This is a genomic window from Acrocarpospora phusangensis, from assembly GCF_016862995.1.
GTDB classification, from domain to species: Bacteria; Actinomycetota; Actinomycetes; order Streptosporangiales; family Streptosporangiaceae; genus Acrocarpospora; species Acrocarpospora phusangensis.
The window spans coordinates 1-10,872 of the sequence record NZ_BOOA01000143.1; the positions used below are offsets into that span (position 1 = coordinate 1).

The 10,872-nt window shown below is 68.0% G+C and carries 12 protein-coding genes; 3 read left to right on the plus strand and 9 right to left on the minus strand.

All coding sequences use genetic code 11. The annotated features are described in order from the left end of the window. Positions 1–245 precede the first annotated feature (245 nt). Positions 246–371 carry a hypothetical protein gene (locus tag Aph01nite_RS42380; protein WP_275419360.1) on the minus strand — a complete coding sequence of 42 codons (126 nt, stop codon included), beginning with the start codon at positions 369–371 and terminating at the stop codon, positions 246–248. Positions 372–694: 323 nt separating this feature from the next. Here Aph01nite_RS42380 and Aph01nite_RS39645 point away from each other — a divergent pair, with 323 nt between their 5' ends. Then, positions 695–2,479, plus strand: coding sequence for a DUF4132 domain-containing protein (locus Aph01nite_RS39645; protein WP_204046239.1), 1,785 nt, complete (start codon positions 695–697; stop codon positions 2,477–2,479). A gap of 411 nt (positions 2,480–2,890) precedes the next feature. On the opposite strand, the gene Aph01nite_RS39650 is transcribed toward Aph01nite_RS39645, so the two are convergent. Together Aph01nite_RS39650 and Aph01nite_RS39655 are read right to left on the minus strand one after the other, a co-directional pair. Beyond that, on the minus strand, positions 2,891–3,184 hold the full coding sequence (locus Aph01nite_RS39650) for an antibiotic biosynthesis monooxygenase family protein (RefSeq protein WP_204046240.1): 294 nt from the start codon (positions 3,182–3,184) through the stop codon (positions 2,891–2,893). Between the two features lie 8 nt (positions 3,185–3,192). Further along, the gene (locus tag Aph01nite_RS39655) at positions 3,193–3,963 is read right to left on the minus strand and encodes a hypothetical protein (RefSeq protein ID WP_204046241.1); all 771 of its coding nucleotides are present in this window, start codon (positions 3,961–3,963) and stop codon (positions 3,193–3,195) included. Between the two features lie 39 nt (positions 3,964–4,002). Here Aph01nite_RS39655 and Aph01nite_RS39660 point away from each other — a divergent pair, with 39 nt between their 5' ends. Both Aph01nite_RS39660 and Aph01nite_RS39665 read left to right on the plus strand, forming a co-directional pair. Further along, on the plus strand, positions 4,003–4,656 hold the full coding sequence (locus tag Aph01nite_RS39660) for a TetR/AcrR family transcriptional regulator (protein WP_204046242.1): 654 nt from the start codon (positions 4,003–4,005) through the stop codon (positions 4,654–4,656). Between the two features lie 196 nt (positions 4,657–4,852). Beyond that, positions 4,853–5,059, plus strand: coding sequence for a hypothetical protein (locus tag Aph01nite_RS39665; RefSeq protein ID WP_204046243.1), 207 nt, complete (start codon positions 4,853–4,855; stop codon positions 5,057–5,059). Between the two features lie 128 nt (positions 5,060–5,187). Here the strand turns inward: Aph01nite_RS39665 and Aph01nite_RS42385 are convergent, their stop codons facing one another. The 6 genes from Aph01nite_RS42385 to Aph01nite_RS39690 all read right to left on the minus strand — a co-directional run bounded on the left by Aph01nite_RS42385 (position 5,188) and on the right by Aph01nite_RS39690 (position 10,298). Beyond that, on the minus strand, positions 5,188–5,319 hold the full coding sequence (locus tag Aph01nite_RS42385) for a hypothetical protein (RefSeq protein ID WP_275419361.1): 132 nt from the start codon (positions 5,317–5,319) through the stop codon (positions 5,188–5,190). A gap of 392 nt (positions 5,320–5,711) precedes the next feature. Continuing rightward, positions 5,712–6,467, minus strand: coding sequence for a hypothetical protein (locus Aph01nite_RS39670; protein ID WP_204046244.1), 756 nt, complete (start codon positions 6,465–6,467; stop codon positions 5,712–5,714). A gap of 888 nt (positions 6,468–7,355) precedes the next feature. Continuing rightward, complete coding sequence (locus tag Aph01nite_RS39675; RefSeq protein WP_204046245.1) at positions 7,356–7,682, minus strand: site-specific integrase; 327 nt, start codon at positions 7,680–7,682, stop codon at positions 7,356–7,358. Positions 7,683–8,043: 361 nt separating this feature from the next. Continuing rightward, on the minus strand, positions 8,044–8,466 hold the full coding sequence (locus tag Aph01nite_RS39680) for an N-terminal phage integrase SAM-like domain-containing protein (protein WP_204046246.1): 423 nt from the start codon (positions 8,464–8,466) through the stop codon (positions 8,044–8,046). Between the two features lie 203 nt (positions 8,467–8,669). Then, positions 8,670–9,932, minus strand: a complete 1,263-nt coding sequence (locus tag Aph01nite_RS39685) for an RNA polymerase sigma factor (protein ID WP_239162330.1) — start codon at positions 9,930–9,932, stop codon at positions 8,670–8,672. A gap of 3 nt (positions 9,933–9,935) precedes the next feature. Beyond that, positions 9,936–10,298, minus strand: a complete 363-nt coding sequence (locus Aph01nite_RS39690; RefSeq protein WP_204046247.1) for a YciI family protein — start codon at positions 10,296–10,298, stop codon at positions 9,936–9,938. Positions 10,299–10,872 lie beyond the last annotated feature (574 nt).

The window sequence follows — 10,872 nt, forward strand, 5'->3', positions numbered from 1 at the left end:
GAAATCCCAGGTCATTGACCTGGGATTTTCTGTTTCGAAGATCGTTGACGATGGAATCGGGAGCAAAACGGGAGCACACTGCTCCCGCAAGATCAAGACCCCTACCTCCGCCCGGTAGCGCTCAACCGGCTAGAGCTCACCCCGAGACCGGGAGCATTCCTGCTCCCGGTGGCCCATTCCGGGAGTGAGCCCAGGCCAGGCCCGTCTCCCTCGGCCCGTTTCCGGGCACGGACGCACAGCCGGGCTCATAGCGTCCCCCGCTTGCCCAGTCTGGTCCAGCGGCGTTGCAGCTCATCCACCAGCCGGCTGCGCATCGCCTCGGTGACATGACCGTAGACGCCGTCCATGCCGCCCAGTTCATGACCTCTCACCTGCATTGTCGGCTGCGGCCTCTTCCGGTTGCGGATGCCTGACTCACAGGGAGTGGCACAGCCGAAGGGGTCTGACCTAAGCGCGTATAACTCCCACCGAGCCGGTTCGGGTTGATCGGCTCAGTGAATCTGGCACCAGGCGACGGGAGCGTGGCCGCGTGCCGCGTTTGCTGAGCCGGTTCCATATCTACTGAGCCGCCGTGCCGACTTCAGTGAGCCGGTGCCAGGTTCGCTGAGCGGGGACATCCAGGTCTCGGGCAACCCGCTGGTCGTCGTCCAGAACGACGATCTTTATTCGGGCATCGTACGACTACGATCACTGGGTGACGTTCGCGGGCAATTGGGATCATCTCGAACCGGCCACCAGGGAGGCCTACCGGCGCTTCGACGCCCTCACCGAGCAGGGCCTCGACCCCGGCACCGGCACCGACTGGCGCCTCTACGGCACCTACGCCCACACCAAGCTCTGGCTCGGCCCGCAGGGCGGCCACGACTACGACGAGCGCGTCCTGCGCCTGGTCCGCAGCGTGGCCGGGCGCGCCGTCGGCTGGACGCCCGACGACGCCTGGAACCTGGCCGAACGCGCCGGCTACTGGGCCCGCCAGGGCCACACCCGCCACGAGGAGCTCTATCGGATCCCGCTGTCGGCCGCCCATCTGCTCCATCCGCAACAGCGCCGCGACCTGTTCGGCCACCTGACGGACCTCGGAGAGCTCCAGCCGCTCCTGGAGAGCCTGCTCACCGAGGAGGGCCCAGCTGGTGCGGTCAGGAACGTGATCGGGGAGGCCGACCCCTTCGCCACGATGCTGGCCGAGGAGTACGGCGCCCGCCTGGCCGGAATGCTGCCGCTGCTGCGCCACTGGGCCACCGCCAACACACCGGCCCCAGGCGACGGCTGGTTGCCGGTCGTCCGCGACCTGCTCACCCCCGAGGCCATCGCCTTGGTCCACGAGCTGGTCACCCGCCTGGCCGCCTACCGGGGCGGCCCGTTCCTCTGCCACCACGCCGACATCAGCTGGAGCGAGGACCGCTTCCTGAAGGGCCGGACCGTCTCAGTCGCGCGCGGCCTGATCTGGACCGGCGAGGTCATTGACGAACCCTGGGTCCCGTCGCTGCTCGCCGACTCCGCCGTCACCTGCGGCACCGGCCACGATGGCCCCGGCTCCACCTGCCGCAGCGAGGCCGTCGCCGACGCGGCCGTCGGCGTGCTGGCCCGCCGGGGCGGACCCGAGACAGTCACCCCACTGGCGCTCATTCAGGCGCGGGTGCGGGCGGCGTCCGTACAGGAGAATGTCACTCGCGTGCTCGATGCGCTCGCCGACGCGGCCGCACTGACCCGCGACCAGTTCCTCGACCGCACTCTGCCCGCCGCTGACGCCACGCCCAGCCAGGTCGAGCAGGCGCGCACGGCCGCGCGCTACCGTCTGGAACAGGCGCTCATCCACCAGCGCGAATGGACCTGGCGTGAGGTCGGCGATCACCTCCTCGACCACCCCGTCACCGGCCCCGACGTCCGCGCCTTGGTGTGGCGGATCCCCGGTGGCCCCTCAGGCCTGCCAGTGAGAACCGCCGACGGCTGGGAACTGGCCGGGCACCGCCCCGAGGGCCCGGTCGCCTTGTGGCACCCGGCCGACGCAAGCGCTGAGGAGGTGAGGGCGTGGCGCGAGATGGGTCTGGCGCAGCCGTTCGAACAAGTCCTCCGCGAGGTGTACTCGGAAGAGCCGGACCGCGTCGCCGGTCACGTCGTGCGCTACGACCGGGCCCGGACTGAGCTGATCCGGCACGGCTGGACCGGCGTGTCGATCGGCTACTGGGAGCACGACTGTCACGAGGGGCAGGGCGAGGTAGTGCGCGACCTTGCGGGCTGGCAGGCCCGCTGGCTCCTGCGCGTCGTCGAGGGCATGTCCGACGAGGGCTGGGACCTGGACGCGCTGTGCGCGACCAACCCGATGACCTTCCACCGCGGCGGTCAGGAGGTGCCGGCGGCATCGGTGCCGCCGCTGGTGCGGTCGGAGATCCTCCGAGAGGCCGACCTCACGGTCGCCGCCGCCTCGGCCGGCCCAGACGCCCAGCACCTGGTCGACCACTACGACGGATATTGGCACTAGGCCGTGTTTTCACACCGGCTTCCGCAGGTGGGCGCTGGACGGCACGTTCACCGCGATGTTGTCGGCAGCTCAGGCCAGAGCGGACGCGGCTGGGGACATCGACTGGCTGGTGGCGGTCGACTCCACCATCGTCCGAGCCCACCAGCACGCGGCCGGAGCCCGAAAGGGGGCGTCGGCCGGGTGCCGGCCCGGCGGATCACACCATCGGACGATCCCATGGCGGACTGACGACCAAGGTTCGTCTCGCCTGCGACGGACACGGCCGCCCGCTGTCCATCCTGGTCACTGCGGGCAACATCAACGACTGCATCCGGCTGGTCCAGGTGCTGGCCGGTATCCGGGTGGGCCGGATCGGGCCGGGACGCCGCTGGCGAGGCCGGTGTGGCTGGTGAGGGCGTCCAGGTCTGACGCTCAACCTTCCGAAATGATCTCGTAGATTCCAGGATGTGCGGTGATCCCGTCCAGCTCCGGACGGGACACGAGCTCGCGGAATCGCTCGTCGTGGGCCGCCGCGATGTGCTCGGCCGACTCCCACAGTGTGACGTTGACGAAGCGGAAACGCGTATCGGGTGAGGTGGCCCGGTGCATCCGATAACTCACGAAGCCCGGCTTCGCGCTGAAGTGTGGGGCGAAGAGGTCGTGCCAGATGGCGGAGAACTCCTCCGCCCGGTCGGCGGGCACGGCGAAGATGTTGATCCATGTCACGGGCTGCACTATCTGGCTCCTTCGTGTGGTGTGGCGGACACTTCCGCCGCCGCGTGTCCTTCGCGCACGTCCCCTGCAGGGAGGTGGCGGTTGCCGGCCGGTGGTCGGCGGATCAGTACGAGGCCGTAGGTGGCGATCCAGGCAACCCACATCAGCCATCCGGTGAGCGCGATCAGGCCGAGGGGCCCGGTGTGGTCGATCACCAGGGGGGTGAGGGTGGCCGAGGTGGCCAGGAGTGCGGCTGCGAGCAGTCCCAACCTGGCGTGCCACGGGCGGATGAGGCCGCAGCGTCGCCCGGCGATGGACAGGCCGACAAGGGCAAGGACCAGGGACGTTCCGTTGAGCGTGAACAACGCATCGTGCATGGCCCACAGCACGGCGGTGCCGGGGTCGTGCGTGGTGGTGGCGGCGAGGGCGAGCCGTATCGCGGCGATCACGGCAAAGGTGGCGTTCTGTAGAACCAGGCCGGCGAATCCGACCAGGGACCACGCCTCGCCTCGGTCGCGTTCGGATCGCCGGAGCGTGACGACCGCACCCGCGCCGAACAGCGTCAGCAGGACCCAGATCATGGGGAGGGACACCGACGCGAGCTCGACGATGCCACCTTTCGCGCTGAAGAACGCGCGGACCTCGGCGGGTTCGGCCCCGACGACAGGCATGCCGGCGGGTGCCAGGATGGCGCCGTTGGACAGGAGGAGGACGGCGAAGCCGATCGCGGCGAGCCCGCAGATCCGGGTGAAGGCCATGCCGCTGGCATCTGCTTCTGATTTACGTGACATATATTCAATATAGGCATCGTTAAGCGAAGAGGACAAGTGATGAGTGCAGAGCCCGGTCGTCGCCGCTACGACTCGCTGCGCCGTACCGCGCAGGCGCAGGACACACGTGCGGAGATCGCCCGCGCCGCCCGGCGGCTGTTCGTCTCCCACGGCTGGGCGGCGACGACCATGCGTGACGTGGCGAGCGAGGCCGGCGTGTCCGTGCCGACGGTCTACGCGGCGTATCAGAACAAGACCGGGCTCGCGCTAGCACTGGCCGACGCGGCCGACCTGTCCGCCGATGTGCCGCAGATGATCGCGGAACTCGAAGCGGCGGTGGCCGATCCCGCGCGGCAGCTGGCGGCGATGGCGGCCTTCGACCGGAGGCTGTTCGAACGCGCCGGCGACGTCATCATGCTGATGCGTGAGGCCGCCCGCACCGAGCCCCAACTGGCTGCGGCCTATCACGATGCGCGCCGACGAGCCGACGGAGCCCGCCACCAGGTCTTCTCCTCGTGGCCGGCAGGCACGCTGCGGCGGGGCATGGACATACAGTCTGCTGCCGACGTCTACGCGGCCTTGTCCAACATCGACGTCTACACCACCCTCACCACCGAACGTGGCTGGTCACCCAGCCGCATCGAGCGGTGGTGGACCGAAGCGCTGACCCGCGAACTGCTCGCCGAGCAGTCCGAGTATCCGCTCTCCCGATAACCCACCGCGTCGCGCAGCGGCGCGACCCGTCCGCCCAGTGGACGGAACGGCCGCGCCGGGCCATGCGTACAAGAACCTGTGGGCAACCAACCGCGATGATCGCTGGGAATCCGCCGGCTCCGCCGGGACTGGACATGAACAACCATTCATCCGTCCAGGTCAAGACGAGTTCGCGTACGCCGCCGACGGCGAGATCGTGACCTTGCTGAGCCAGTGGGGCTGGGCGGAGGGTTCCGACCCGCATGCACTGGACGCCTATCTCGACGGGGCACCCTTCGGGATCGATGAGGACACCGCGGTGAACATCTCCTCACTGCTGCTGGTCGCCGGCCGGATGACCGGCAGGGAGATCGACGCGGAATGGCTGGACGGCGTACACACCTGCTACCGGACTGTCCGCTAGCACCCCGCGTCTCTGACCAACTGCCGAGCAGGGCGGCAGCCCTCTGTGCCAATCTTTCGCAATCCGAACCCAGGTCGACGAAGCACATATGGCGCAGGCCGGCGTCATGGGTATCAGTGTTCACCGAGTCATTGCAGGTCATCCCACGTCCATGGCGCGGCGGGGCTGCCGTCGGATTCCCGCCCGAACCGGAAGCGCTGGACGGATGAATACTCGGCACCGGCAGTGCCGGCGGTGCGGGCTTTGCGGATTTCGAGCATCTGGAAGAGCGAAGCGACGCGATCAGGCGGCTGTCGCGGATCCCGCACGGCAGCGCGACCAGCCGCTGCACTGGCTCCAAACCGGCCTGCTGGGATGAGTGGCGCGGCGAGCCCTGTCCGAGGCGCCAGAATCTGGGCCTGCGTGAGGTTCCACCAGATGCTTGCTGGCAGCAGGCCGCTCGTCCCGATAAGCGGTCTTGGGCACACCGACAGCGGGCGTCCACGCCGGACGCTTTTCCTGCCCGCGCCAGAACCTCAGCGGCGGGATGGCACCGCCATGCCTCGCGGTGCCATCCCCGACTCCGTTTGGTGTTTATCGACCATTTCGTGCCGGAGCGGCGGGCTAATAACATTCTCCTTTCGCCTGCTGCCGCGTCAGGCGCCGGAGCCACTCAGCGCCCGGGCGCCGCGATGTCGACCTCGGCCCTGAGCCGCTCGGGAAGCATGTCCGATATCTCTGACTTATAAAAGGCAAGCGTTTCCAGAATGCTGTCGTCCACCCATTCCCTGACATCTTCGAGATTCGAGTCCAACAATTCCTGAACAAGTCCAGAGAACTGTTCGACCCGCACCATGTCCCGCCCCCGGAGCGCGCTCAAGAACTGGATAGCGATAATTCTCATGTATTCGGAGTACGGAACCGGAAACCCGGATCCGTACTCCCTATTAGCAGCCTCTACACGCCTGATGACAAGATCGAATTCCGGAACCCATCTCACCATGACAGACCTGATGAAAGGCCGATAATCGTCGACGTCATCAAGGGAAGCACTCGCCAACCACTCATGTGCCAGGTCCATCAAGGTCATCCCGCGACCGACGTCCGGACGCACGACCCAGTCCCGCACGGTGCCCAGCACACTGTGGAGGCCGTCCCCGTCGCCGACCTCGTACCGCTCGACGTGGGATCGGCCATTCTCGGGCTCTACCAACTCCACCTCCGCATGGCCATCGCTCGTGAACAGGACCTGCCCGAGGAACCCGACACTCTCCAGAGTCCAGGTGAAAGACTTCGCTCCCGATCCCGCCTCCGTCACGTGCAGGTTGGACTCGACCGATCCCCACAAGCGCTGGACGCTTTCCTGGTCGATCCATTCCTGAACGGCTTTCAGGAGATTTTCTCCTTGAGCATGCCACCCAGCCTCCACTCAAATCGACCGCCCAACCTGTTTCGCAAATCTCCGGCCACCCCTCTTCTGGAATGCCCACGTCGACTCGCATGCTGCGAAGAACCTGCGATGTCGCAGACGATATCGCAGCCGCTCCAGGACTTTGCGAATGATCAAACGCGCAATGCACGCGGACGACTGCGAAGCTCGCAAACTCTCGGCCTGCTCGCCAAGCTCGCGTTACCCCTCCACCGCGATACGGCCGACCAAAAGCGGAGGCCGGGGCCTGCAATCCGGTTCCGCGCCCCCGACCCGCATTGCCATCCGTGGCCGGCGTCCGGCAAGCAGCTGCAGATCATACGGCAGAGTCGACCACGGACTGCCAACGACAGCCGGGCTAGAGGGCCACCAAGCGGTAACCCCCTCCACCGCCTACTGCCGACTTGCGTCTAGCAATCCAGCCCAGCCGAGATGTCGCGGCCGTGCTCCCGTTTGCTCCCGCCCACACACGCTCCCGGCGGGAGCAAACGACATTCCCGAACCGCTCCGAACGGACGTCAACCGATCCCAACGTTCCGCCCCGACCTGCGGTTTCTAGAGAAACTCCAGGTCAGACCATGATCGAAACTACACTGACACGGAAGAGATCACTGATTCCATCCCAGTATCGTCCACCCAAGAAATCCCAGGTCGTTGGCCTGGGATTTTCTGTTTCGAAGATCGTCGACCATGAAATCGGGAGCAAAACGGCAGCACACTGCTCCCGCAAGATCCAGACCCCTACCTCCGCCCGGTAGCGTTCAGCCGGGTAGAGGTCACCCCGAGACCGGGAGCATTCCTGCTCCCGGTGGCCCATTCCGGGAGCAGGCCCAGGCCACGGCCTTCTCCCCCGACTCGCCGACGGCCGATGCCGATCCGCAGCCGATCTCATCGCTTGGCCCGCTTGCCTAGCCTGGTCCAGCGGCGCTGCAGCTCATCCACCAGACGCGTGCGCATCGCCTCGGTGACATGACCGTAGACGCCGTAAATACCGCCCAGTTCATGTCCGAGCAGTTCGAACTGCAGCACCCGGGGAATCTCGGCCTCCATGAGCACCGATTTGTGCAGGTGCCGTAGTCCGTGGAAGACGCCGCCGGGCAGAATGGTCGGGCCGTCATCGCAGGTGGGGCGCCAGATCCGGCGGGTGAAGTTGGAGCGGCGTAGCCACCCGCCCTCCGGCCCGGCGAACACCAGTTGCCGATCGTGCTCGTCCATCGCCTCCTCCAGCAGGGCGGCAGGTCGATCCGGCGGACGGCCGCTGGGCTTTTGGGCGGGCCCAGCCACAGTTCCCCTTTCACCTCGTGTAGTGCGCCGATCTCGGCATGGACCTGGATCATGTTCTCGCCGGTGTGGCAGTTGTGCCGGGCCAGCCCCGCCAGCTCCCCCCACCGCATGCCGGTGAAGCCGCGGTCAGCACCATGATCTCCACGCGGCGCCCGGCCAGCGGGCCGGCCCGCCGCGCCAGCGCCAGCGCCAGGATGTGCTTCTCCTGCGGGATGGGCCGGCCATGGCGGGGGTTGCCTCCTGCTCCGCGGCGGCTGACCTTCAGGTTCAGGCACGGATTGACCGTGATCAGCTACTCCTGCACGGCGGCGTTCATCACCACCGACAGCAGGGTGAGAATCCCGGACACGGTGGCCGGGGCGTAGCGGGCACCCAGGTCGGCGGCCCATTCCTTCACGGCCATCCGCCGGATCTGATCGAGGCGGACCTGCCCGAAGACGGGCAAGATGTGCTGGTCGAGATGATGGTCGTACTTGGCGCGGGTGCTGGGACTGACCTGGTGCACCCGCCGCCAGTCGGCCGCCCAGTCGGCCAGCAGGACGCGGCCGACCTGCGGGTTGATGAAGGAGCCGTGCCGCTGCCGGGATTCGAGGTCCCGTGCGGCTGCTTCGGCGGCGGTCTTGGTGGGGTATTTGTCGGGGGTGGTCTGGACGCCGCCGTCGGCGTCGCGGTAGCGGACCCGGTACCAGGGGCCGCGTTTCCCCTCCCATGCCATGGACTGCCTCCACAATCAATCGGATGGATGGGGTGGGTAGGGGTCATCGACGCTCCCCAGGCGGGGATCAGCCGGCAGGCCATGGACTCCGGGGTCGAGACCGGCAAGCAGAAACCTGCCCGCGAGCCGACCGACCAGGTCATTGGTCTCGGCCAGCAAGGTGAGTCCATGATCGGCGATGCCGGTGACGCCAGCCAGGTCAACTATGAGCCGCGGCGGGTGCCGGAACGCGGCCGCCTGCTCGAGGTAGTGCGGCCGCGGCGGCGGAGGAAATCACGCTCGGCGCCGGGGGGTGCCAGGGCGGCGGCGCGCTGGTAGGCGGCGGTGGCCTGGTCGTGGCGGTTCAGGCGTCGGAGCAGGTCGGCTCGGGCTGCGTGGAAGGGGTAGTACTGGTCCAGCTCCGCTTCCAGCCGGTCGATGAGGGTCAGGGCGGTGGCGGGGCCGCGTGTCTCGCCGAGGGCGATGGCCCGGTTGAGCGCCACGACCGGGGTGGGGACCAAGGCGTACAGGTGATCGTACAGGGCGGTGATCTGGCCCCAGTCGGTGTCGGCGGCGGCCAGGGCGTCGGCGTGCACGGCGTTGATGGCGGCCTGGAGCTGGTAAGGGCCGGGATGGTCCCGGGCCAGGCAGCGGCGGACGATGGCGTGTCCCTCCTCGATCAGGTCTCGGTCCCAGCGGCCGCGGTCCTGCTCGGCGAGCAGGACCAGGCTGCCGTCCGGAGCGGTGCGGGCGGCGTGGCGGGACTCGATGAGCAGCAGCAGGGCCAGCAGGCCGACCACCTCGGGCTCGTCGGGCATGAGCGTGGCCAGGAGGCGGGCGAGCCGGATCGCTTGCGTGCGCAGCCCCGGCTGCCCGCCACCGGACTGGCCGGTGGTGTAGATGAGATAGAGGACGGCCAGCACCGGGGGCAGCCGGTCGGGCAGTTCGTGGCCGGCGGGGATCCGGTACGGGATGCGCGCGGCCTTGATCTTGCGTTTGGCGCGGACCAGGCGTTGTGCCATGGCGGGTTCGGTTACCAGGAAACAACGGGCCACCTGGTCGGTGGACAGGCCGCCGAGCAGCCGCAAGGTGAGCGCGACCTGCGTCTCGGCCGCCAGCGCCGGATGGCAGCACGTGAAGATCAGCCTGAGCCGGTCATCGGGCAGTCGGTTGCCGGACACGGCCCCTCCTTCCTCGGGCGGGTCGTCCTCGCCGGCCAGGAGCGCCGCCTCACCCAGCAGGCGCCGCTCACGCGTCTGGCGGCGCAGCCGGTCGATCGCCCGGTTGCGGGCGGTGGTGGTGATCCACCCGCCGGGGTTGGGCGGCAGTCCCTCGGCCGGCCACTTGTCCAGCGCCAGGACGTATGCCTCCTGCACCGCGTCCTCGGCGAGGTCGATGTCGCCGAGGACGCCGATCAGCATGGCCAGCGACCGGCCGTACTCCTGGCGGAAGATCCGGCCGATCGCCTCCTGGCCGACCAGGTGCAACGCTCAGTCCCCGGATGTGGCGGCGAACGGGCGCACCTCGATCGGGGTGTCGATGGCCGCAGTGACCTTCGCGGCCAGCGCAAGCGCGGCGTCCAGATCATCGGCCCGGATGATGTAGAAGCCGCCGAGGTGATCCTTGGACTCGGTGAAGGGGCCGTCGGTGGTCACGATCCGGCCGCCGGCGGTGCGCACCACGGTGGCGGTGTCGGCCTCGTGCAGGCGGCCGGAGAAGACCCACGTCCCCGAGGCCTTCATCTCCTGCTCGACGGCGCCGAGCCGCTCGTGGGAGTGCCGCATCTCCTCCTCACTCATCGGCTCGCGTGCCTGGCCCTCGACACTGTGCACGGACAGCATGTAGTGCGGCATGGCGGTACTCCTCCCGCAGGGGCGGATCGGTTCCCGCCCAGTCACCTGACTACGAACGGGCCTCGCCCGGATCGACACCTACGCTCGAAAAATCTAGTCTTCTCCTCCGGCATGGGCGCAGGCGTGTAGGCGGGCCTCGGCGAGAAGGTCCGGGGTTGGGCAGGGCGAGCACTCGCGGAAGACTCTGCCGGCCGGGGCGACAGACCCCCCAGACGCGTGCGCATCGCCTCGGTGACATGACCGCAGAGGCCGTCGCGCCGGTCCCCCGCGTCCCATGCACGTGCTCCGCCACCCCGCGCGAATTTGCAGGGACTTCTAGGCGGCCCGCAGAGCGCTGGATCCCTGGTAGATCGCTGAACGACGCGTTAGCGGACGTGCTGTACCCAGCGGGGTGCGGTGCCAGATCTAGCGAGGGCCGTGAGTGTCGCGATCAGTAGGTGTACGGTGATCGTTTTCCATCCGTTCCAGAGGTACATCCGAGAAGGGTGCTGCGTTGCAACCTGACAAGGCTAGGACGCCCAAGCCCGTGCGTCGCCGGCGTCGCCTTTTACTCCTGATAGCCACGGTCACGGCA